Genomic DNA, 23,345 nt, shown 5'->3' on the forward strand with positions numbered 1-23,345 from the left:
AGACGGTAACCCTTATAGGACGATCTTCACAAGTGTTGTCAAGTCGCCAGTTGACTGCCGTAAGCGCGCGCGACAAGTTCGGCCACGGCGCCGTGGGCTCCCAGGGGGTCGGCGTAGCCGGCGTCGACGGTCGCGGCGGCCGACTCCAGGGCGGAGGCGCCGGTCTCGTGCCCGATCAGGCAGGGCGAGATGGCCAGACGGGCGGCGCCGGCGGCGCGCAGGCGTTCGGCGGCGACGGCCACGCCCGGGTCGCTGTCGAGCGAGGCGGCCACGACGGGCAGCGTGAGGCGGGAGGCCAGCAGGACGGCGGTGGCCTGCGCGGCGTGTACGGCATGCTCTCCGCCCACGGTGCCGAGGATGACGGCGTCGACAGGGCTGGAGACGCTGAGCAGCCGCATGCGGTCGGCCCTGGCGAGCTCCTTCTCGGCGAGCTTGATGTGCAGGGCCTCGGCCAGCAGCGGGTGGGGGCCGAGAGCGTCGGTGACGGTGGCGTCGCCGCCGGTCGCGGCGATGGTCTTGGTGATCTCTTCGGTGACGCGGGGGTCGGACCAGAGCGTCAGGGGGACCACGATCGCGCCGCGATCCTGGGGGAGCTGGTCTGCCAGGTCGTGCAGCGTGGCCAGCCGCACCTCGATGTGCGGGTTGTCGACCCGGACCAGCGCGGCGATCTCCGCGGCCAGGTCGCCGGCGTCGCCGGGATTGACGAGCACGAGGACGGGGGCGTCCGGTGGCAGGGACGTGGGAACGGGCCGGCGGTGGCGACCGCCGCCGGGCCGGGGGGAACGTTCACGTACAGGCAGGCTCACGGCGCGGAGTTTATGGCTATTTGGAAAGCCGCGTGCTCGAAAACGGCGGCGATTGCATTACAACCTCACCAGTCTCACCAGGCAGTCCTGTGACCGAGATCACATCGTGATGTCACATCGTAATAGTAGAAGCGAGTTCTAGAGCGACCTTCCGCCACCTGGAGGTTGGGGTATGAAACCGTTCTACGTCCGCGAGCTCACCGTCTACCCCGTCGGCGCACGCCGCATCAGGTTGCTGGCGGTCGCCGTCCTGGCGAGCCTGGTGGCCAACTTCGAGATCACCCTCGCCACGATCCTTCCCCTCCTGCGCGCGGACCTCGGCATGTCCCTGCAGGTCTACGGCCTGATCGCGGCGCTGTCCGTGCTGGTCGGCGGGCTTTCGGCGGGAATCGGCGGCGTCCTGTCCGATCGGTGGGGCAGGGTGACGCTGCTGGTGCCGACCCTCACCGTCACGGCGGCGTGCAACTTCCTGCTTGCCACCGTCGACACCGTCGGCGGGCTGTTCTTCGTGCGCTGCCTGATGCTGTTCATCGAAGGCGCGGCCATCACGATCACCGCCAGCCTGGTGCGCGACTTCTCGCCGCGGATGGGCAGGGCGCAGGCCTTCGGGTTCTGGACGTGGGGTCCGGTCGGCGCCTCCTTCCTGGCCTCGGCGATCGCCAGTGTGACGCTGCCGATCTTCGACAACGCCTGGCAGTCGCAGGCCGTCATCATGGGCGGGGTCTCGCTGCTGCTGTGCGCGATCATCATCTGGCAGATCGCCGAGCCTTCGGCCGCGCTGAGGGCGCAGGTGCTGACCGCCGAGTCCGAGGTGGCGGCGGAGGAGAAGGTCGACCCTGGCAAGGTGCGCGAACTGCTCAGGCACCCCCACCTGTGGGCGCACGTGTTCGGCAACACCGGCTGGCAGATCCTCTACTGGACCTTCGCGATCTTCGGGCAGACCATCATGGTCGACGCGTTCGGGATGACCGCCGCGCAGGCCAACGGCGTGGTCGCGCTCGGCATCGTGCTCAACGCCGTGGCGGTGATCGCCGTGGGCCGCCTGTCCGACCGGCTCCAGCTGCGCAAGCCGTTCACCCTGGTCGGGACGGTGCTGACGATCGCCGCTCTCGGCACGTTCGTCGCGCTCATCGGCCAGGGCGCCTCCGGCGCCGTGGTCACCGCCGTCTACGCGGCGCTGTTCCTGGTGCTCGGCGTCGCCTACGTGCCGTGGATGGCCAACTTCTCCGAGGACGCGGAGGACGTCGAGCCGCGCCTGCAGGGCGCCGCGCTCGGCATCTGGGGCATGGTGGTCCGCATCATGATCGTGGTCCTGCTGCTGGTGTCGCCCCAGGTGGTCGCCGTGGGCGGATGGGGCGCGTGGCTGCTGGTCGCGCTCGCGGGCCAGGTCGTCTTCCTGGTGTCCATGCTCGCTTTCCGCGGCCGCTGGAGTACGGCCAAAGCCGCCTCCGCATCAGCCTAAATATTCGGACAAATGTGACGCGGGTCACAAAATTTGCCGTTTACTTCCATGTAATCGATTACCTAAGGTGATGTAATCGATTTCATGGAGGACGCATGGCACGCATCAAGGACGTGGCCGCACATGCGGGCGTCTCGGTCGCCACGGTGTCCCGCGTGCTGAACGACAACCCGTCGGTCACCGCGGAGACCCGCGATCGCGTCTACGCCGCCATGTCCGCGCTGCGTTACGTGCCCAACGCCGTCGCCCGCTCGCTGCGCACCGAGGCCACCAGGACGTTCGGCCTCATCATCGGTGACATCCTCAACCCGTTCTTCACCCAGCTGGCCAGGGGGGTTGAGGACGAGGCCAGGCGCGCGGGCTACACCGTCATCATCGGCAACGCCGACGAGCGGGCCGAGGAGCAGGACCACTACGTGCGCACGCTCGTCGGGCAGCGCGTCGACGGCCTGCTCATCTGCCCCACCGCCGAGGTCACCCCGCTCGTGCAGGAGCTCGTCTCCACCGGCAGGCCGCTGGTCTTCCTCGACCGCACGATCAGCGGCCTCGACGTGCCGTACGTGCGCGCCGACGGAGCGAAGGCGATCGCCGAGCTGGTGGCGCACCTCAAGGCGATGGGCCACCGCAGGATCGCCTTCGCCTCGGGCCCCGCGACCCTCTCCACGGGCCGCGAGCGGACCGACGCGTTCGCCGCCGCGATGACCGAGGCCGGGCTCGAGGTCAGGCCGGAGTACATGGCCGCGGGCGACTTCCGCGAAGGCAGCGGCAGGGCGATCACCGCTCACCTGCTCGACCTGGCCGAACCCCCAGAAGTGATCTTCTTCGGCGACAACCTGATGACACTGGGCGGCCTCGACGAGATCAGATCCAGAGGCCTGCGCGTCCCCGACGACGTGGCCGTCGCCTCCTTCGACGACGTGACGTGGTTCGTCCACGTCGACCCGCCGATCACCGCGATCGCCCAGCCGACCGCCGAGCTGGGCCGCCGGGCCGTACGGCTGTTGCTCGACCGCATCGAGGGAAGGACGGGGGAGTCGGTCGCGCTCCCCGCCGAGCTGGTCATCCGCAGGTCCTGCGAGAGGAAGGGGGCCTGAGTTGACGTCCTCCCCACCCGATCCCGGACAGACCGGCGTGGCTGTCGCCCGCCCGAACACCAGAACCACACCAAGAGAGGGGTCGCTGTGAGGCGGAACAGGAAAGGTCACCGCACCGCTCGGGCCTTGACGGCCCTGTCGCGATCCCGATCCCACCCAGGGGCCGAAGCCCGGCCTCTCCTCAGGAGTCACCGATGAACCAGGAGATCCTCAGGGTCGAGGGCCTGCGCAAACGGTTCCCCGGCGTCCTCGCGCTCGACGGGGTGGACCTGGAGCTGCGCACCGGCGAGGTCCACGTGCTGCTCGGCGAGAACGGCGCCGGCAAGAGCACCCTGATCAAGATGCTCTCCGGCGCGTACCACCCGGACGAGGGGCGCATCGTGCTCGACGGGCGGCCGGTGGAGATCCGCACCGCGGGCGACGCCCAGCGGCTCGGCATCGCGACGATCTACCAGGAGTTCAACCTGGTCCCCGACCTGACCGTCGGCGAGAACCTCTCGCTGGGCCGCCCGCCGCGCAGGTTCGGCTTCGTCGACGTCAAGGCGATGCACAGGAAGGCCAAGGAGCTCCTCGACCGGGTCGGCCTCGACGTCGACCCCCGCACCAGGATCGGCTCGCTCGGCATCGCCCGCATGCAGATGGTGGAGATCGCGAAGGCGCTGGCGCTGGACGCGCGCGTGCTCATCATGGACGAGCCGACGGCCGTGCTGACCACCAGCGAGGTCGAGAAGCTGTTCGCCATCGTCAGGCAGCTGCGCGACCAGGGTGTGGCCGTCGTGTTCATCACCCACCACCTGGAGGAGATCGCCCAGATCGGCGACACGGTGACGGTTCTGCGCGACGGCCGGTCGGTGGCCGAGGTGCCCGCGAACACGCCCGAGAACGAACTGGTCAGGCTCATGGTGGGCCGGCCGATCGACCAGCAGTACCCGCGCGCGGCAGAGGAGCCGGGGCAGGCGCTGCTCAAGGTGGAAGGGCTGACCAGGCGCGGCGCGTTCGAGGACGTCTCCTTCGAGGTGCGGGCGGGCGAGGTCGTCGGGCTCGCGGGCCTGGTCGGCGCGGGCCGTACCGAGGTCGCCAGAGCGATCTTCGGAGCGGACCGCTACGACTCCGGCCAGGTCGAGGTCGACGGCAGGCGGCTGCGGCCAGGCGACATCGACGGGGCGATGGCGGCGGGCCTCGGCCTGGTGCCGGAGGACCGCAAGGGCCAGGGGCTGCTGCTCGGCGCGGACATCGCCGAGAACCTCGGCCTGGTCACGCTCGGCAGGGCCACCCACGCCGGCTTCGTCGACCGCGCGGGACAGCGCACGGCGGCGGCCAAGGTCGCGGGACAGCTCGGCGTCCGGATGAGCGGTCTGGGCCAGGAGGTCCGCACGCTCTCCGGCGGCAACCAGCAGAAGGTCGTCATCGGCAAGTGGCTGCTGGCCGACGTCAGCGTGCTGATCCTCGACGAGCCCACCCGCGGCATCGACGTGGGCGCCAAGGTCGAGATCTACCAACTGATCAATTCACTCACCGCCTCGGGCCACGCCGTCCTCATGATCTCCAGCGATCTTCCCGAGGTGATCGGCATGAGCGACAGGGTGCTCGTCATGGCCAGAGGCAGACTCGTCGGCGAGCTCCCCGCCGACGAGGCGACACAGGACGCGGTGATGGCGCTGGCCGTCGCCGAGGTGGAGGGTACTCGTGTCCAGTAAGACGAGAGTCTGGCTCTCGGAGAACGGCGCGCTCGTCGCGCTCGTGGTCCTGGCCGTCGCGCTGTCGCTGCTGTCCAGCGACTTCCTCAGCGTGAGCAACCTGCTCAACGTGGGTGTGCAGGCGGCCGTCACCGCGATCCTCGCCTTCGGCGCCACTTTCGTGATCATCACGGGCGGCATCGACCTGTCGGTCGGCTCCGTGGCCGCGCTGTCGGCGATCACGCTGGCCTACCTGTCCACGACCTCGGGCCTGCCGTGGCCGCTGGCCACGCTGATCGCACTGGCCGTCGGCGTCGTGTGCGGCCTGGCCAACGCCGCGCTCATCGCGTACGGCAAGCTTCCCCCCTTCATCGCCACCCTGGCCATGCTCGGCATCGCCAGAGGCCTCGCGCTGGTCATCTCCCAGGGCAGCCCGATCGCCATGCCGGACGAGGTCTCCCACGTGGGCGACACGATCGCCGGATACCTGCCGGTGCCTGTCCTGGTGATGGTCGTCATGGGTGTCATCGCCGCGGTCATCCTCAACCGCACCTACGTGGGCCGCGCGATGTACGCCATCGGCGGCAACGAGGAGGCCGCCAGGCTGTCCGGCATCAAGGTCAACAGGATGAAGCTCGTCACCTACGCCCTGTCGGGCGGCTTCGCCGCCGTGGCGGGCATCGTCCTGGCCAGCCGTCTGGCCTCCGCCCAGCCGCAGGCCGCGGCCGGGTACGAACTCGACGCCATCGCCGCCGTCGTCATCGGCGGGGCGAGCCTGTCCGGCGGCAAGGGCCGCGCCTTCGGCACCTTCGTCGGCGCACTCATCCTCGCCGTCCTGCGCAACGGCCTCAATCTTCTGTCCGTCTCCGCCTTCTGGCAGCAGGTCGTGATCGGTGTGGTGATCGCGCTCGCGGTCCTCGTCGACACCCTGCGCCGCAGATCAGCCAACTGAGGGGAAGCAACCATCATGAAACTCGGCATCATCGCGGCAGGCGCCGCGCTCGCACTCGGTCTCGCCGCCTGCGGTTCCGGCGGTTCGGGCGGCTCCGGCGGAACCACCGCCCCCGGCGCCGCGGGCGACGTCAAGATCGGCATGTCGGTCTCGACGCTGAACAACCCCTACTTCGTCCAGCTGCGCGCAGGCGCGGAGGAGGAGGCCAAGAAGCTCGGCGTCCCGCTGACGGTCACCGACGCCCAGAACGACGCCTCCCAGCAGGTGAACCAGGTCCAGAACTTCACCAGCCAGAACATGAAGGCGATCATTGTCAACCCGGTCGACTCCGACGCGGCCGCGCCCGCCGTCAAGGCGGCCGACCGCGTCAAGATCCCGGTGATCGCCGTCGACCGCGGCGTCAACGGCGCCGAGGTCGCGCAGACCGTCGCCTCCGACAACGTCGCGGGCGGCAAGCTGGCCGCGCAGGAGCTGGCCAAGCAGATGGGCGAGAAGGGCAAGGTCGTGGTGCTCCAGGGCGTCCCCGGCACCTCCGCCTCGCGCGACAGGGGCCAGGGCTTCAGCGAGGGCATCAAGGCCTTCCCGAACATCCAGGTGGTGGCGCAGCAGCCGGCCGACTTCGACCGCACCAAGGGCCTGGACGTCATGACCAACCTCCTGCAGTCGAACCCCGACATCAGCGGTGTCTTCGCCGAGAACGACGAGATGGCGCTCGGCGCGATCAAGGCTCTGGGCGCGAAGGCCGGCAAGGAGGTCAAGGTCGTCGGCTTCGACGGCACCCCCGACGGGCTGAAGGCCATCCAGGCCGGCACGCTCGCCGCGAGCATCGCCCAGCAGCCCAAGCTGCTCGGCCAGCAGGCCGTCGACAACGCGGTCAAGGTCGCCAAGGGCGAGAGCATCCAGAAGGTCGTGGCGGTGCCGGTGAAGGTCGCGACCAAGGAGAACATCGCCGAGTTCACGGGCTGACCGTGGACGTGGTGGTCGTGGGGTCGGTCAACGCCGATCTGGTGGTCCGGGTGGCGCGGCGCCCCGCGCCCGGGGAGACCGTGATGGGCTCCGACCTGGACATCTTTCCCGGCGGCAAGGGCGCCAACCAGGCCGTCGCCGCCGCCAGGCTCGGCGCGCACGTGGCCCTGCTCGCCAGGACCGGGACCGACCAGTACGGCACGCGCCTGGCCGAAGGGCTCGCCGGCGAGGGCGTCGACACCGGGCACGTGCTGCCCACCGAGGGGGCCGGCGGCGTCGCGCTCATCACCGTCGACGCCGACGGCGACAACAGCATCATCGTCTCGCCGGGCGCCAACGCCCGCCTCAGCCCGGAGGACGTGGTCGGCGCCGCGCCGCTGCTGGAGGAGGCGTCGGTGGTCTCGCTGATGCTGGAGATCCCGCTCGACACCGTGACGGCGGCGGCCCGTGCCGCCCGGCGGGTGCTGCTCAACGCCTCGCCGCCGAGGGAGCTGCCGGCCGAGCTGCTGTCGCTCGCCGATCCGCTGGTGGTCAACGAGCACGAGGCGGCGTTCCTGCTCGGCGGCGCCTCCGCCGGACGCGCCGCGGCTCACGACCCGACGAGTGACACCGCCGGCGACACGACCGGTGACACCGCCGGCGACCCGACTGGTCGCACCGCCGGTGACCCGACGGGTGACACCGCCCGCGACGCGGCCGGTGACGGGGACGGCGAGCGGGGGCGGGGCGCGGTTCGCGACGCGGCCGGGATGGCGCGTGACCTGCTCGCCCTCGGGCCGAGGTCGGTGGTGGTGACACTGGGCGCGGACGGCGCCGTGGTGGCGGAGAAAGCGGGGGCCGCCGTCACCGCCGTGCCGAGCCCTGCCGTCGAGGCGGTCGACACCACGGGCGCGGGCGACGCGTTCACCGGTGCGCTCGCCTGGCGGCTGGCCCGCGGCGACGGTCTGCCCGAGGCGGCGGCCTTCGCCGCGAGGGTGGGCGCGGCCGCCGTGCGCCGCGAAGGCGCGCAGAGCTCGTACCCGCGGCTGGAGGAGTTGTGAAGCGCACGGGGATACTCAACGCCGCCCTGGCGGGGCGGCTGGCCGCGCTCGGTCACACCGACCAGGTGCTGGTCTGCGACAGCGGGATGCCGATCCCGCCCGGCGTCACGACCGTCGACCTGGCCTTCGTGCCGGGCGTGCCGTCCTTCGCCGAGGTGCTCGACGGGCTGCTGGCCGAACTCGTCGTCGAGGGCGCGGTGGCCGCAGGAGAGGTGGCCGAGGCCAACCCCTCCTGCGCGGCCTTGCTCGCCGACCGGCTGCCCGGCCTCGAGCACGTGCCCCACGAGGAGCTCAAACGCATGTCCAAGGAGGTGCGGCTGGTGGTGCGGACGGGGGAGGCCCGGCCGTACGCCAACGTCATCCTGCGCTGCGGCGTCTACTTCTGAGTCATCTCGAGGGGACGACGACCGACTGCGGGTCGCCGGGCGCGGCGGTGGCAGCCGCCGCCCACGGCCCCTTTCGCGGCTATGCGATGGTTTCGGGAACGGGCCTGTCCACGTCCTCGCTCTTGGGCGCGATCGCGAGGCCGAAGGCGGTGATCGCCAGAGCGATCACCACATAGATCGACACGGCGGTGGTCGTCTTGTAGGTGGTGTAGAGGTGGAGGGCGATGATCGGCGCGATGCCGCCGCCCACGATGCCCGCCACCTGGTAGCCCATCGACGCGCCGCTGTAGCGCAGGCGGGTGCTGAACAGCTCGGCGATGAAGGAGGCCTGCGGGCCGTACATCGCCGCGTGGGTCACCAGGGCGACCACCGCGGCGACGACGATGAGCGGGAACGACCTGGTGTCGAGAAGAGGGAAGAAGACGAACACCCAGACGGCCGCGCCGATCGCGCCCGCCAGGTAGACGGCGCGCCTGCCGTACCGGTCGGACAGCGCGCCGAACAGCGGGATCAGCACCAGCTGGCAGGCCGAGCCGATGAGAACGGCGTTGAGGCCGACCGAGCGGTCCATGCCGAGCACGGTCGTGATGTAGAGCAGGATGTAGATGGTGAAGGTGTAGAAGGCGACGTCCACGCCGATGCGGGCGGTGAAGGCCGACAGCAGCGCGCGCGGGTGCGTGCGCAGCACCTCGATCAGCGGCATCTTGGCCTTCACGCCCTTCTGCTCGACCTCGGCGAACAGCGGCGATTCGGTGATCTTCACGCGGACCCAGAGGCCGACCAGGACCAGCACGCCCGACAGCAGGAACGGCACCCGCCAGCCCCACGACAGGAAGGCGGCCTCCGACATGGTGGCGTCCAGGATGCCGAGCAGGGCCGTGGCCAGGATGAAGCCCGCGGGCACGCCGACCTGCGGCCAGCTCGCGTTGAAGCCGCGCCGTCCCGGCTCGCCGTGCTCCATGGACATGATGACCGCACCACCCCACTCGCCGCCCAGGCCGAGTCCCTGGACGAACCGGAGCAGGCCGAGCAGGACAGGGGCGGCCGCGCCGATGGCGGCATAGGTGGGCAGCACGCCGATGAGGAACGTGGAGACGCCCATCACCAGCAGCGTGACCACGAGTACCGTCTTGCGGCCGACCCTGTCGCCGAAGTGGCCGAAGACGATGCCGCCGAGCGGGCGGGCCACGAAGGCGACCGCGTTGGTGACCAGGGCGAGCAGGGTGGCGTTGAGCGGGTCGAACGTCGGGAAGAACAACTTGCCGAACACCAGCGACGCCGCCGTGCTGTAGAGGAAGAAGTCGTACCACTCCAGCGACGTGCCGATCAGGCTGGCGAGGATCACTCGCCGCGTCTGGTGCATGTCATCGCTCCTAGGTGGGAAGGGGGGTGTTTCCTTGAATCTAAGGATCGTTGAACAATTCGACAAGAGTTTTGTTCGATGATTCGCTGTCACTTGTGGATGACGCGGTGGCGGCGCTTGAACACGAACGGGTCCGTCTGGGCCGCAGTAGCACGGCCGAAAGGGTGGCCGACATTCTGCGCGAGCACATCATCGAGGGACTGTTCGCGCCGGGGCAGCGGCTGTCGGAGGAGGCCATCGGCAGCGCCCTCGGCGTCTCCCGTAACACCCTGCGCGAGGCCTTCAGGCTCCTGGGCCACGAGCGGCTGCTCGAACACAAGCTCAACCGTGGCGTCTTCGTACGCGTGCTCTCGGCCGCCGACGTCGCCGACCTCTACGAGATGCGCAGGATCCTCGAAGGGGCCGCGGTACGGCGCGCCGCCTCCCTGGAGGCGCTCGCGCTGATCAAGGAGACGGTCGAGGAGGCCGAGCGGTTCGCCATGGCCGGCCGCTGGCAGGACGTCGGAACCGCCAACAGCCGCTTCCACCAGGCGCTGGTCGCGCTGCACCGCAGCCCGCGGCTGAACGAGGCGATGCGGCAGCTGCTGGCCGAGTTGCGCCTGGTCTTCCACGTCATGCACAACCCCCGGGTGCTGCACGAGCCGTTCGTCGAGCGCAACAGGCAGCTGCTGGAGCTGATGGCCGCGGGGCGGGCCGACGAGGCGGCCACCTTCCTCGAGATCTACCTCGACGACGCCGAACGGCTGCTCCTTCACGCCTACGAGCCGTCGCGCGCCGGCTGAGCCGTGTCCCACCTGTGACCAACCTCTCCACCCCGCCGGGAGTCCAACCCGGTGAGGAGAAGGAGAGGCACTGTGCGAAGGACACTTCTGGGAGCGGCGGTGGTCGCGGTCGCCGCGGCAGGCCTGCCCGCGCTCGCCCACGCCGACAGCGCGGGGGCGGCCAAGGTCGCGTGGGTGGGCGCCTGCGAGGCCGAGGACGAGATCAGCCGCGCCTGCGGCGCCTGGCGGTTAAGGCTCACCTCGGGGAGGGAGATCGCGGTCACGGACGCGGCCGCCACCTCGGTGGACGCCGACGGGCGCAGGACGGACGACACCGCCAGGTTCACCATCAGCGACGACGGCCGATGGATCGTCTACGAGCGGAGGACGGACCACCGCCTGGCCGTACGCAGGGCCGCGGGTGGCAGGGCCACCCTGCTGCCGAAGTCGCTGACCAGGCTCGGCACCGAGGACCTGTGGGTACGGCTGTCGCCCACGGGCGACAGGGTCCTGCTGGAGTACAACGACGACGACGAGAAGGAGCCCGGCAAGATCGTCACGGTGGCCACGGGGAAGATCGTGAAGCTGCCCGCGGGGGACGATCTCGAGGGCTTCAGCGGCGACGGCGACGAGGCGCTCGCCCTGCGCTACAACCCCGACAACACCACGACGCTCGTCGCCCACGGGGTGGACGGCAGCGTGATCGCGCAGGTCCCGCCGCAGGTGGTGGCCAACGCGACCGTGCGGGCGCTGGCGGCCGACGGCCGTACGGTGGCGGCGTTCACGGGGGAGAAGCCCAAGCTGCGCCTATACGACCTGGCGACCGACCGGCTGGCCGCGGCGGTCGATGTCCGGCTGGGGAAGGGCGAGACCGTCTACCACGCCCAGTGGAGCGGTGAGGACCGGCTGACGATCAAGACGCAGTCCGGCGGGGACGGCAAGCCGACGGTGGTACGGGTGCTCACCGTCGACACGGGCACGGGCGCGGTCAGGCCCGTCGACACGTTCAGGTTCACCGCCAGGCACCAGACCTGGCTGACGGCGGGAGAGTGACGAGATGAGACTCAGGATCCTGGCGGCGATCGCGGTCGCCATGGCGATGCTCGGAGCGCAGGGGGCGGCCGCGTACGCCGGCCCCGCCCACGGGCCCGGTCACGAGCATCACGGCGCCGGCAGGGGCGACGCCATCCGCTACGCCTCCGCCCAGGGCTGTCCGCAGAAGGACGGCAACGTCGTGCCCTGCGGCACCTGGCGGCTGGTCTCCCACAAGGGCGAGATCACGCTGCTGAAGGACGCCCAGCTGCGCGCGGTCGGCGCCGACGGCAAGCCCGTCGACTACGCGGTCGCCCCCATCGCCGTCTCCGGCGACGGCACGAGGGTCGCCTACTACACGAAGGCGGGACGGCTGGTCGTGCGCACCATGAAGGGCGGCGTCAAGCCGCTGCCCGCGGACGCGCTGCCGGCGAAGACCAACCAGTACGACGTGACGTTGCAGCTGTCCGACGACGGTGCCAGGCTCGCCGTCATCGCCGACAGGGTGCGGCTGTTCGACACCGCGACGGGCGGCAGGCTCGGCACGCTGCCCAAGCACAGCACCTTCGTCGGCTTCAGCGGCGACGGGGAGAAGGTCCTGGCCAGCACCGAGGGTGCGGAGTCCGAGGTCGAACTGCACGTCCACGACCTGTCGGGCGCGCGGCTGCTGAGCGACACGCCGCCCCAGCTGGTGGCCGCAAACGGCCCCTACGCGCTCAACGCCGACGGCAAGACGCTCGCGGTGCTGGTCGGGGGCACGAAGGTCACGCTCTACGACCTGACCGCCGGCCAGGTCCTCGGCGGGCACGCGATCAAGCTGCCCAAGGAGGGCACCGTCCACAAGGTCGACTGGACCGGCGACAACCAGGTGACCCTGCACGTCTCGCAGTACCCCGAGGGCAAGGCCACCAAAATGACCGTCCTGCAGCACGACGCGAGCTCGGGCGCGACCAAGGTGCGCGACTCGTACTCGCTGCTCAAGGACACGTTCGTCTTCGCCGCCTGCGGCGGATGAGCGCGCCACCGCCCGCCGTAACCCCTTTGCCGGGGACGGCGGGCGGTCGGCACAATGCCCGCATGACCGACAGGACCGTGCGGATCTCCAAATACCTCGCCAGGCACCTGCGCCACGACCCCGCGGCGATCGGCATCACGCTGGACGAGCAGGGCTGGGTACCGATCGACGAGCTGCTGACCGCCGCCGCCCTGCACGGCTTCCCCATCACCAGGGCCGAGCTCGACACGGCGGTGTCGGACAACGACAAACGGCGGTACGCGATCTCGGGCGACCGCATCAGGGCGAGCCAGGGACACTCGGTGCGCGTCGACCTCGGCCTGCCGCCGGTGGAACCGCCGCACGTGCTCTATCACGGGACGGTGAGCCGCAGCCTGGCCGCGATCCGGCGGTCGGGGCTGCTGCCCATGTCCAGGACGCACGTCCACCTGTCGGTCGACAGGGCCACGGCCGTACGGGTCGGCGCGCGTCGGGGGGTTCCCGTGGTGCTGGTGGTCGCGGCGGGGGAGATGCACGCGGCGGGACACACGTTCATGGTCAGTGCCAACGGGGTGTGGCTCACCGATGCCGTCCCTCCGGAGTTCCTGCTGTTCCCCGGCTGACGCCCCGCGCCGCGGTTCCGCCGCCCGGGGTGCCTTGATCATCCGTCGCGGCTTTCGGCATGCTCCGGTCATGGTCGATACGAAGCTCGCCGGCAGGGTCGTGCTGGTCACCGGGGCCGACGGGGGAATCGGCGCGGCGATCGCCCGCGCCTTCGCGGCCGAAGGGGCGCGGGTGGCGGTGCACCACGCCGCCGACGCGCCCGCACCGCCTCCCGGAGTGGCGTGGGAGCACCGCGCCCCCTCGCCCGGTACGGCCGAGGCGCTGGCGGCCGAACTCGGCGACGCGATCACGGTGAGGGCGGATCTCGGCGAACCGGACACCGCGCGCCACGATGGTCGAGCACGCCCGCTCGATCGTCCCGCTGGGACGCGTCGGCGAGCCGGACGACATCGCCGGCGCCGTCGTCTTCCTGGCCTCGCACCAAGCCCGCTGGATCACCGGACAGGTCCTTCAGGTCGCCGGCGGCCACGCGCTGTGACTCCTCGCGATCGCCCACCCGGATTGCCGGAGTGTGACGGGCATGCCATCAAGAGCCGGCGCACGCACAGGCAATGATCGAATCACTGATCATCTGCATTTCTTGACCTTTATGATGTGACGCGCATAGCTCCGCCGCTTGAGGCGAGTGCGGCCATGGCGGCGAGCAACTGGTCATCAGAATGGGGATGCGCGTTGATGGAGATCGGGCTGGCGGACACCATCCAGGCACTTCGGCAGGAACTGATCACCGCCATGGCCGACGGCCAGGACCAGCCGGTCAGGTTCCACGTGGAGTCGGTCGACCTGGAGCTGCAAGTCGCGGTCACGGCGTCCGCGGAAGCCTCGGCCGGCATCAAGTTCTGGGTGCTATCGGCCAACGGCAAGGCTTCGGCGAGCACCACGTCCACCCACACGGTCTCCCTCCACCTCGCGGCCGAGACGGAAGGCGGAGGACGAGTCCTCACCAGCAGTCAGGGGCGTCCCGCACGCCGTTGAGAGGGGCCTGAAAAGGTGCGCCTCGACTATGGACGGGACTTCCTCGACCGGGTGGTGGAGGTCAAGGGCGAAGAGCCCGGCACGGCAGACGTCCTCTTCGTCGCCACCGGCTTCCTCCTGACCGGGCGGCTGGTCCTCACCGTGAAGCACGCGGTGGAGCAGGACGGCCGATACCTGATCCGGCCCCATCTGGGCGGCAAGGACTTCGCGGCGGCAAGGGTGGTCCACCATCCCCGGCTGGATCTCGCACTGCTGGTCCTGGACAGATCAGTCAGGGACCTGGAACCGGCCCCGCTCGGCACGCTGCCCAAGCGGACGGGCAGGGTTCTGTTCCGGGCCGTGGGCTTCCCGGAGTTCGCATTCGACAAGGAGACGGCCACTCCCGCGCCGGAGACCCAGGTCGAGGGGTACATCGCCACCGGTTCGCACACCGACGTCGATACGCTCGACCTGCTGGTGCCCGACCGTGATCCGGAAAAGATCCGCGGGTCCTCTCCGTGGGTCGGCGCCTCCGGCATGGCGATCATTGATCGTACCGGCCACCTCATCGGCGTCCAGACCCACCATCTCACGTCGGCGGGCTCCAACAACCTCACCGCCGTACGGCTCGACACGATGGCTGCCGACCCCGCCTTCCGAGCGTGCCTCCTGGACCACGACGTCACCGCCGAACCGCTCCCTGTACCGCTGTCCACCGGCGATGACGCGGCGCTGACACAGGTCACCCCACATGAGGCGCTGGTACGGGACCTGCGCGTGACCAGACGCCACCTGTTCCCCGAACACCTGCCGTTCGTCTCACCGGGCCCGGACGACGAAGCGGACCCTTCACGCATCTTCACCGCGCTCGCCGCCCCCGACTCGGCGGACGTGCTCCTGACCGGCTCGGCGGGTTCGGGCAAGACCCGTACCTGCATGCAGGTCGCCGCCCTGGCCGGGCTGACAGGGGAGTGGCAGGTCCTCCATGTCGCCGCAGCGCCCGACGTCACCAACGAACAGCTCACCAAGGCGGTGTCGCGCTGGGGCAGCAGGCGTGTTCTCCTCATCATCGACGGCCTGCACAACTGCACAGGCCTGGTGCTGGAGACACTACGAAGCGATCTCGACAGGACGGGCGTCCGGGTCTCCTGCCTCTCGACCGTGCGTAAGGGAAATTCCTACCCTCGCTCGGCGGACGAGTACGGCGACGAGAACTTCCATGTGGTGCCGCTGGCGGAAGGGCGGCACTCTGCTGCGGTGGCCAGGCGTATCTACGCGAACGTGGCACCCCACGCTCTGGAACGCTGGGGCGAGGACGAGATGGCCAGGATCTGTGGCGAGCGCCCCATCATCGCTCTGCTGATCTCCGCGGAGATCGAGCGGCGTCTGACCGCCGGCGAGGCCATTCCCGCCTTTGCCGGAGTGCGCACCGGAGACCTCACGAAGTGGCTGAGCACCGCGTTGTTCACCGAGGACGCGCTCGGACGCCACGGACACACGGACAAGGACTCGCTCATCCCCGGCGCCGAGAGCACCAATCCGGTGTTGCTCGCGTCGGTGGCGGCGCTCGCCGCGTCTCCGCAGCCGGCGGCCGACGTCATCGCCGTCGTGAACGAGCTGGCCGAGACCGGAACACTCGGCAAGACCACCAGTCCGGGTCCTGACATCGTCCGCAACATGCGCAGGCTGGGCTGGATCCAGGAGTCGGGCCGGCACGAGCTCGAAGCGGTGCACGACTCCGTTGTCGAGGAACTGCTGATCGCCGCACTGCTGCCTCCCACCAGCGCTGAGCAGGCTCATGCCCTGTTCGGCGCGTACCTGGTCGGAGCCCGCTCAATCGATCGGCTCATCGGTCATCTGCGGCGCGCGGCCGGGAACGCCGACGACAGGAAGGCCCGCCGGCTGGAAGCCCTGTGCACGTCCTGGCTGCGCAGGCATGCGGAACGTCTTGCCGAGTTACTCGCGCCGCTCACGCCGGACTCGGTGGGGACACTGCTGAACCTGGTCACCGGCTCCCCCTGGCTCCCCGGCGCGGTCGAGAACTGGGATCTGCTGGTCGAGCCTTGGCTCCGCCGGGCCGAGGAGCGGAATCCCGTGTTGGCTCGCGCCCTCCTGGCGGGCGCCGTACGCCGCTCCGCCGGTCCGCTCCCGCCGCGCTTGACGGCCGCCGCCATGGCCGCACTGCTCGCCTCCCGCGAACAGCACGATCACCAGATCCTCGCCGCCCTGCTCTCCCGAGCGGACCTTCCCGCGCCGCAGGTGGAAGCGCTCTGCCGTGAGGCCTTGGCCGCGCTCGACGCGGGGGTGAGTCCGAGCGCGGCGCCCTTCCTGCTGCGCCACCTGCTGCGCCGTCACGACCTCGATCCCGAGGTGACGGCGACGGTAACCGGTCATGCCCTGCGCTGGACGGAAGCCGCCGGTGAAACCCGGCAGGCCAGCTTCGTGCTGGCGCCACTGCTGGCAGTGAAGGCATTACCCCTCGACAGCGAGTCCGCGACGGTACGGCACGCGCTGCGCTGGCTCGACCTGCACGGAACTCTCCCCGAGAGCCGATTCGTCATCCGCAGCCTGCCGAGAACAACCCGGCTGGCCTCCCAGCACGCCAGCCGCCTCGTCGACCATACGCTGGCCTGGGTCAGCGCCCACGGTGCCGAGGCGGACGCCCGATCGGTGGCGAAAAAGCTCATCAAACGCCCGAGCGACGACGATGCCCCCTGGGTCATCGACCGGGTTCTGGCGTGGCTGGGACGGCATAACGCCGGGCGCGAAGCCCAGTACATCCTGACGCGACTGGTCCAGAAGAAAGGCCTCACGGACGCCCAGGCCGACGAGACGGTGCAGCACGCGTTGATCTGGCTGGACCGGTACGCCGGCGACCAGGAGGCGCTGGGCGTCCTGCTGGGCATGGCAGGACAGGACGGTCTGCGCAGACGGGTGGTCAAGCGGGACCGGCTGACCTCGCAGCAGGCCACGCGATTCATCGGCCACGCGCTGTCATGGCTGCGGATCCACGGCCGCCAGCCGATGGCATCCACCCTTCTGCCTTCCCTGCTCGGCTACCGGCGCGCCTCGCCTGAGCAGAAACTCGATCTCGTCGCGCACGCGCTGGCCTGGCTGGACGCCAATGAGGTCACCAAGGATCCCAACGCCGTCGGCGTTCTGCAGGGCGTGCTCAACCGTGAGGCCTACCGAGCGGATCAGGAACAGCGTGCCATCGCCCATGCCTTCACCTGGATGGCGGCACAGTCCTCGGACACCGAGGCCGGCTTCATCCGCCTCCTGGTGAAACGACCGCTCAGTGCGGACCAGGCTCACCTGGTCATCGACCAGGCTCTGGATCTCCTGGAGTCACGCAGGACCGACGGCCTGTATTCCGATCTGCTCCGCGCGCTCCTCGGTAGGAGCGACCTCACGGCAGGCCAGTTCGCCCGGCTGATCGATCTCGCGCTGAGCTGGTTGTCGCGCAACGGCGTGTCCCACGACGGCAAGCCGCCGCACAACGACACCGATTTTCTGCTGCGCCGCCTGCTCGGACGTCCCGAACCGGACGGCCGCCAAGCCAGGAGCATCGTCGAGTACGCGCTCGCATGGCTCGCCACCGAGGCCGCGCGCAGCATCTACACCGGCCACGTCCTGCTGCCGCTCCTCGAGCGGTGCCACCTGACGGACGATCAGACCGCCGCCGTCGTGTCCGCCGCCCTCACGTGGCTCAGCTGGGACGCGCGCAGTCGGAACTCGCGGGCCGTCCTGCGCGCCCTGCTGGTCGTGCCGATGCTGGACGACGACAGGACAGCGCGTGTGCTGGCTCATGCTCTGGCCTGGCGGAGCCCTGAGGAGGTGCCACTCGTGCCCCTCGGAGGCGAGCACCTCGACGAGGAAGGCGAGCAGTCACCACCACTGCTCGCCGACAAGGCTCTGGCATGGCTTGAACGCAACGTCGGGCACCCGGACGCCTCGTCCGTGCTGCGGCAGTTGCTGCGGCACCCGGAGCTGGACGGCGCTCAAGGGGCCGTGGCCGTCGACCGTATCCTGGCTCTGCTCGATGACCCCGCCGCCGAGGCTCACACCGACGCGGTCCTCGGCTCCCTGCTACGCCGCCAGGATCTCCCTCTGGAGCAGGCGGCCGCCGCTCTCGGGCACGCGCTGCGCAGGCTCGGCCGGCCTTTCGCCGACATCGACGCCAGCCGCGTGCTGGGTCCGCTGCTCAAACGCGACGACCTGGACCCCGCACAGTGGGCAGAAGTCGTCTCCCGAGCCCTGGACTGGCTGGCGATAGCCCAGGTCGAGGGCGACGTCAGTTTCGTGCTCCATCCGCTGTTGGAGAGCCCTGTCCTGTCGGCCGATCAGGCGAGCGCTGCCGTCTCCCACGCGCTGCGCTGGCTGGGCGAGGGGGGTTGGGCTCGCGCCCCGAAGGCCGGCTTCGTGCTCCATCCACTCCTCGACCGCCGCGATCTGGACACCGGCCAGGCTCGCCAGGCTGTCGATCACGCCATGACCTGGCTGGCCAAATGGCATCGCCTCGCGCGGGAGGCGCCCAACCCGGACGCCGAATACGTGTTGCGGCCCCTGCTGCGCAGGCCCGGACTTCCGGTCCCTCAGGCCGCGCTAGCGCTCAACTACGCGCTGGCCTGGCGTGACAAGAGGACCACTCGGCTCTCCCTTGCCGATCCTGGTGCAGAGGGTGCGGCCACCGCGCCGCCCCTGACGGACTTCGCCCTGGACTGGTCCGAAGCGCATGCCGGCGCGCCACAGGCATACCTGGTGCTGGAACCCCTGCTGATGAGCGTGCGGCTGAGGAAGACCGCCGCCGCGGAGCGCATCAGCTCCTGTGCGCTGGCCTGGCTGGAAGGGCATCACTCGATGCCGGAGGCAGGCCTCGTGCTTCGCGGCCTGCTGACGAAGGCGAAGCTCGACTACGAGCAGCGGACCGACGCGCTGGCCTACGCCTCGGACTGGCTCGCCCGCCACGGTATGGCCGTGCAGGCTGCTCCGGTCTGGCAGGGACTGGTGGGCCGTTCGGCGCAGGGAATCGACGACGCGCTCGCGTGGCTGGTGGCATTCGGTTCGGCAGAGGCGGCCGGCTACGTCCTGACCGCTTTGCTGGAGCGCGTGGATCTCACCGAGGAACAGTCGCTGCTCACCGACACCTACGCGGCGATCTGGCTGGGCATTCACCCTGACAGCCGGGGTGCATCCCCCATCCGTAAGGCTCTCCAACGACGGCCGGGCGCGCCGCTGTCAGGAAGGAGAGCGGGGATCGCCCAGGAGAACGGCTGAGCGGGCTCCTACGAAGCGCCACGGGCAGATGGTCGGCGACGTCGAGCGGAATGTCGCCGAGGGGGATGAGCGACGCCCCACGGCGCCGCTTGCGGCGTGTGCCTGGACCGGGAGATCCATGGCGCGGCCTGCGGGTTCGAGGGGAGCGCGGCAGGCCGAGCGCCTGCGGGTGGACACGGTTCGCGTCTCGGGTCCAACACTTTGCCTGATCGGGAAGCACATAACGGCTGTCCGGCGGGTACAGGCGGGTAAACGACCGACATGAAGCGCGACAAGCCGGGCAAAGAGGATGTTTCGCCCGCGCTGTGCGACTGGTGCGGCGCGGTGATCTCAGCGGGGGCAGAGCTGTACAGCATGGCGCTCGACTCCTCCGTGATCCACGCCAGCAATCCCAGGTTCGACGGCAGACGTTTCCTGACCGCCTGTACCCATGAGCACCTGGCCGCCCTCGACGAGCACTACCGCCGCAGACCCTTCGTCGACGAAGAGCTGTGGGCGGGGAAGATCGCCAGAGCGATGGACAGCACGGCCGAGCCGCTGACCCTCGCGGATCTGGTCGACGCCACCGGCTTGAGCCGGGAGCAGGTCGAGCGATCCATGGCATGGCTCGAAGCCCAGATCCATCGGCTGCGCCATCGATGACGCCCCGCCTGCCGCCGCGGCAGGCAGGTCACCACCGCACCGGCACTTCGGTCAGTTCGCCGCTCAGGACGTTGTTCCCTCAGCTCCTCCACCCCCGCAGTCGCCGTAGCGGGGAAACGGGCAGTGAGCTGGGAGAAGAGCACCTGCAGCTCGATCCGCGCCAGGGCGCTCCGATGCAGTGGCGCGGGCCGTGGCCGAATGTGCGGCGCGGTGCGGTCCGGGCCGGGCCCTCGGACACCGTCGCGTCGTGGCTGGCCGCGCCGGTGTCCAGGAGCACCGGTTCTCCCCCGCGTACGCGTACGCCTTCGATGTCGAGGTCGGTGCGGGCGTAGCGGGGGATGCCGCTGCCCTGGCCGCGCGCGCAGGCTCTCCTCCACGGCTGGGTCGATGAGGGAGGGGTCGGCGACGAGCGCCTGCCGTCGGTTGGGGTCGGCAGGCAGCCACAGCGCCCATCCGCGACCTCGTCCACGGCCTCACGGCGGCCTCCCGCGAGGTCGCCGAGCGAAACCTGGCCGAACGCATCCCGCCGGGCCCATGGCGTTCGTGGGCGTCGCGCCTGCTACACACCCCCACCCTGGAAGCGGTCATCGCCTGGCTCGACGCGGGCAGGCCCGACCTGGCCGACCCCGCCGATTCAGCCGCGCGGATCGGCGAGGCCGTCCACGGCGTGATCGCCGCCGCACAGGGCGTGAGCCCGGACGAGTGAGCCGAGGCCCGGCGTGGCGTCCGCCGTGCGGCTTGGCGTGGTGCCCGCCGTGCGGTTTGGCGTGGCATGCGCCGTGCGGTTTGGGATGGCGTCCGCCGTGCGGTTTGGCGTGGTCCGCCGTGCGACTCGGCGTGGCCCCCCGCCGCAGGGGGGCGGCCATCCGCTGACCCGGGTAGCGGAAGAGGGGAAGGAGGGGAGCGCATGGGAGGTCTCACCCGGCGGGAACAGTCCGTGGGTTCCGCCGCCGGCACGGTGGCCGGCCTCATCTGGGGCCTGGCCTTCCTGATACCGGTGCTGCTGCCCGGCTGGAGCCCGGTGGCCGTGACGGTCGGCAGGTACCTGGCCTACGGCCTGGTCTCCCTGGTGCTCTTCGCCTTCGGCGGGCGTGTTCTGTGGCGCCTGCTGCGGCGGCACTGGCGGGTGGCCCTGGCGTTCGCGCTGACGGGCAACGTCCTGTACTACCTGCTGCTCGTCGTCGGCATCGAGCTGGTCGGCGCGCCGGTCACCGACATCGTGATCGGCTGCATCCCCGTCACCGTGGCACTGCTCGGCAACGCGCTGTCGGGGGCCTACCGGTGGCGCTCGCTCGTCATGCCGGTGACGCTCGTGGCGATCGGCCTGACCGTGGTGAACGCGCTGGAGCTGGGTGGGGCCGCCCCCACCGAGGACCGGCCGCTCGGGCTGAAGGTGCTCGGCCTGCTGGCCGCCGTGGGCGCCGTCCTCCTGTGGACCTGGTACGGGCTGGCCAACGCGCGCTTCCTGAGCCGCCACCCCGAGGTGCCGGGCGGGGGCTGGTCCACGGTGATCGGCCTCGGCACGGGGGTCGTCACGCTGGCCGGCCTTCCTGTGGCCGCGCTGTCGGGCGAACTGTCGCCCGTTTCCGGCCCGTCCGGGGAGAGTCCGGACCTGGCCGCGTTCGTCGTCGCCGTGCTCGTGCTGGGTGTCGTGGTGTCATGGGCGGCCACGGGCCTGTGGAACGTCGCCTCGGCCCGGCTGTCGCCCACGGCCGCGGGCATGCTCATCAACGTCGAGACCGTGGCCGGGTTCGCCTACGTCTACGCGGCACGCGGCACATGGCCGCCGCTCGGCCAGGTCGTCGGGTTCGCCCTGATCCTCATCGGCGTGCTCAGGGTCGTCCGGCTGCCCACCACAGGGGGAAGACCGGCTGAGACCCGGTTCGGCCGCGCCGTTTTCCTCTGACGCGATGTCCTCTGGCGTGACGTTCCTCTGGCTCGACGGTCCTTTGACTCGACGCTCGTGAGCGCCGGGACGCCTGGATCGGCGACGCGGTGGCCGCGACGGACGCGGCGCGCCGCTGGACCGCATCGAAAGGGGTTCGACGGAGGGGGGACCTGGCCGGAGACGCCGGTCAGGGGCAGCCGGAGACGGGAGGGGAAGGTGTCCTGGACCCACCGCGACCGGACGCGTGTCGTCGGGGGGAAGGCCGTGGGAGGACACGGCACGTGCGGTTCGTGCCGTCGGGGGGAGGGCCGGGGAAGGACACGACACGTGCGGTCCGTGCCGTCGAGGGGAGGCCGGGGGAGGACACGTGTGGTCGGAAGAAGGTGGGGGAGGGGGCCGGCCGCTGGAAAGCGGGAGAGCCAAGGCGCCCTGCGTGGCGAGGCCCTGACGGCGGCCGCCCCGGGTCCCGTGGTGGGCCCCCGTTACCAGGAGACGTGCCCGATGAGTCGTGGTTCGATCATCGGGCCGACCTGGCAACAGGGCCGGGGGAGTGCGGCGGAATCGTCAGCCCGAGTAGGTGGGGTAGCCGTAGCCGACGACCTGCGACGTGGGACGGACGCGCTGCTCGACGACGCCGTTGCCGGTGTTGCCCTCGATCGTGGAGATCGTGCCGTCGCCGTTGCCCTTCTCGACGAAACCGACGTGGTTGATGTCGTCGAGGCTCTTGCTGCCGCTCCAGGAGAAGAAGACGACCGCTCCGGGCTTGGGGGTCTGGCCCCAGCGCTTGTTGGCCTTGAACCACTTGGCGTGAGTTACGGTGTAGGCGTCCCAGCCGACCTGCGGACGGGCGCCGGTCTGCTCGCCGACCCAGGAGACGAACATCGCGCACCACGCGGCGTTGGCGTAGGCGGTGACGCTGCCGCCGTCCCTGGCGACGGTCTCCCTGGCGCGCTGCGAGTTGACGTACCAGTTCTGGAACTTGGTGCCGCCGCCCGCGGCGTTCTCCTTGATACCGATCTGCTTCTTGGCCTCGGCCAGAACCGCGGCAGCGCTCGGCATGGCCTTCGTCTGAGCCTTGCCGGCGGCGCTGACCCTGGCCGCGTCCTCCTTGGGCGCGCCTGCGAGGGCGGCTACCCGGGGGCTGTCGGCAAGCGGGAGCTTGTCGGCCTGCGCGATCTGGGTGGGTACGAGCGCGCCGGCGATGACGACTGCGCCCAGCGCGGCATGCGCGTAGTTGAGCTTGGGGGCACGGCTACGGCTGTGCTTTGCCATGTGAAGGGGAACTCCTTGCTAGCTTCCTGCCGCTTACCGGGTTAGCTGACGGGTTCGGACGCGAAGCTGCCCTACGGCACGATGTGCCGATTCACCCCAGAGAGATTGGGTCCCCGGTTCCGCGTGGTGCGGATTCAGCGGTCACAGGTGAACCTG

The 23,345-nt window shown here is 70.4% G+C and carries 19 protein-coding genes, 1 pseudogene and 1 riboswitch; of the genes and pseudogenes, 17 read left to right on the forward strand and 3 right to left on the reverse strand.

What is annotated here, in order from left to right:
• Positions 1–38 precede the first annotated feature (38 nt).
• Positions 39–806 (reverse strand): sirohydrochlorin chelatase, encoded by a 768-nt coding sequence (locus ACFSKW_RS23270; protein WP_379574443.1) that lies wholly within the window; start codon positions 804–806, stop codon positions 39–41.
• 172 nt (positions 807–978) lie between these two features.
• Here ACFSKW_RS23270 and ACFSKW_RS23275 point away from each other — a divergent pair, with 172 nt between their 5' ends.
• From ACFSKW_RS23275 to rbsD, 7 genes are all read left to right on the forward strand, one after another.
• Positions 979–2,268 carry an MFS transporter gene (locus ACFSKW_RS23275; protein WP_379574444.1) on the forward strand — a complete coding sequence of 430 codons (1,290 nt, stop codon included), beginning with the start codon at positions 979–981 and terminating at the stop codon, positions 2,266–2,268.
• A gap of 95 nt (positions 2,269–2,363) precedes the next feature.
• Positions 2,364–3,362 carry a LacI family DNA-binding transcriptional regulator gene (locus ACFSKW_RS23280; protein ID WP_379574445.1) on the forward strand — a complete coding sequence of 333 codons (999 nt, stop codon included), beginning with the start codon at positions 2,364–2,366 and terminating at the stop codon, positions 3,360–3,362.
• A gap of 194 nt (positions 3,363–3,556) precedes the next feature.
• Complete coding sequence (locus ACFSKW_RS23285; RefSeq protein WP_379574446.1) at positions 3,557–5,059, forward strand: sugar ABC transporter ATP-binding protein; 1,503 nt, start codon at positions 3,557–3,559, stop codon at positions 5,057–5,059.
• Positions 5,049–5,990: an ABC transporter permease gene (locus tag ACFSKW_RS23290; RefSeq protein ID WP_379574447.1), complete on the forward strand. Its 942-nt coding sequence runs from the start codon at positions 5,049–5,051 to the stop codon at positions 5,988–5,990. The genes ACFSKW_RS23285 and ACFSKW_RS23290 overlap by 11 nt, the downstream gene beginning before the upstream one ends.
• A 15-nt stretch (positions 5,991–6,005) precedes the next feature.
• A complete protein-coding gene (locus ACFSKW_RS23295; protein ID WP_379574449.1) occupies positions 6,006–6,956 on the forward strand; it encodes a substrate-binding domain-containing protein in 951 nt (316 codons plus the stop codon).
• Positions 6,957–6,958: 2 nt separating this feature from the next.
• Positions 6,959–7,996: a ribokinase gene (locus tag ACFSKW_RS23300; protein ID WP_379574450.1), complete on the forward strand. Its 1,038-nt coding sequence runs from the start codon at positions 6,959–6,961 to the stop codon at positions 7,994–7,996.
• Positions 7,993–8,382: a D-ribose pyranase gene (rbsD, locus tag ACFSKW_RS23305; RefSeq protein WP_379574451.1), complete on the forward strand. Its 390-nt coding sequence runs from the start codon at positions 7,993–7,995 to the stop codon at positions 8,380–8,382. Before ACFSKW_RS23300 ends, rbsD begins: the two co-directional genes overlap by 4 nt.
• 79 nt (positions 8,383–8,461) lie before the next feature.
• Here the strand turns inward: rbsD and ACFSKW_RS23310 are convergent, their stop codons facing one another.
• Entirely contained in the window at positions 8,462–9,745 is a 1,284-nt protein-coding gene (locus tag ACFSKW_RS23310; protein WP_379574452.1) for an MFS transporter, read from the reverse strand.
• 164 nt (positions 9,746–9,909) lie between these two features.
• On the opposite strand from ACFSKW_RS23310, the gene ACFSKW_RS23315 reads away from it, so the two are divergent.
• The 10 genes and pseudogenes from ACFSKW_RS23315 (at position 9,910) to ACFSKW_RS23360 (ending at position 21,935) form a co-directional block, all read left to right on the forward strand.
• Positions 9,910–10,527: a GntR family transcriptional regulator gene (locus tag ACFSKW_RS23315; protein WP_379574453.1), complete on the forward strand. Its 618-nt coding sequence runs from the start codon at positions 9,910–9,912 to the stop codon at positions 10,525–10,527.
• Between the two features lie 72 nt (positions 10,528–10,599).
• Entirely contained in the window at positions 10,600–11,559 is a 960-nt protein-coding gene (locus ACFSKW_RS23320; RefSeq protein WP_379574454.1) for a WD40 repeat domain-containing protein, read from the forward strand.
• Positions 11,560–11,563: 4 nt separating this feature from the next.
• Complete coding sequence (locus ACFSKW_RS23325) at positions 11,564–12,553, forward strand: WD40 repeat domain-containing protein (protein WP_379574455.1); 990 nt, start codon at positions 11,564–11,566, stop codon at positions 12,551–12,553.
• 62 nt (positions 12,554–12,615) lie between these two features.
• Positions 12,616–13,155: an RNA 2'-phosphotransferase gene (locus ACFSKW_RS23330; protein WP_379574456.1), complete on the forward strand. Its 540-nt coding sequence runs from the start codon at positions 12,616–12,618 to the stop codon at positions 13,153–13,155.
• 70 nt (positions 13,156–13,225) lie between these two features.
• A pseudogene (locus tag ACFSKW_RS23335) lies at positions 13,226–13,309 on the forward strand (SDR family NAD(P)-dependent oxidoreductase); the annotation flags it as partial.
• A 178-nt stretch (positions 13,310–13,487) separates the two neighbouring features.
• Positions 13,488–13,634, forward strand: coding sequence for an SDR family oxidoreductase (locus ACFSKW_RS23340; RefSeq protein WP_379574457.1), 147 nt, complete (start codon positions 13,488–13,490; stop codon positions 13,632–13,634).
• A 197-nt stretch (positions 13,635–13,831) separates the two neighbouring features.
• On the forward strand, positions 13,832–14,131 hold the full coding sequence (locus tag ACFSKW_RS23345; protein WP_379574458.1) for a trypco2 family protein: 300 nt from the start codon (positions 13,832–13,834) through the stop codon (positions 14,129–14,131).
• 15 nt (positions 14,132–14,146) lie between these two features.
• Positions 14,147–19,387: a trypsin-like peptidase domain-containing protein gene (locus tag ACFSKW_RS23350; RefSeq protein ID WP_379574459.1), complete on the forward strand. Its 5,241-nt coding sequence runs from the start codon at positions 14,147–14,149 to the stop codon at positions 19,385–19,387.
• A gap of 261 nt (positions 19,388–19,648) precedes the next feature.
• Positions 19,649–20,029: a hypothetical protein gene (locus tag ACFSKW_RS23355; RefSeq protein WP_379574460.1), complete on the forward strand. Its 381-nt coding sequence runs from the start codon at positions 19,649–19,651 to the stop codon at positions 20,027–20,029.
• 907 nt (positions 20,030–20,936) lie between these two features.
• On the forward strand, positions 20,937–21,935 hold the full coding sequence (locus tag ACFSKW_RS23360; protein WP_379574461.1) for a DMT family transporter: 999 nt from the start codon (positions 20,937–20,939) through the stop codon (positions 21,933–21,935).
• A 546-nt stretch (positions 21,936–22,481) separates the two neighbouring features.
• Here the strand turns inward: ACFSKW_RS23360 and ACFSKW_RS23365 are convergent.
• Positions 22,482–23,189, reverse strand: a complete 708-nt coding sequence (locus tag ACFSKW_RS23365; RefSeq protein ID WP_379574462.1) for a CHAP domain-containing protein — start codon at positions 23,187–23,189, stop codon at positions 22,482–22,484.
• Positions 23,190–23,204: 15 nt separating this feature from the next.
• Positions 23,205–23,339: riboswitch (cyclic di-AMP (ydaO/yuaA leader) on the reverse strand.
• Positions 23,340–23,345 lie beyond the last annotated feature (6 nt).

The organism is Nonomuraea mangrovi (assembly GCF_042681425.1).
Classification (GTDB): Bacteria; Actinomycetota; Actinomycetes; order Streptosporangiales; family Streptosporangiaceae; genus Nonomuraea; species Nonomuraea mangrovi.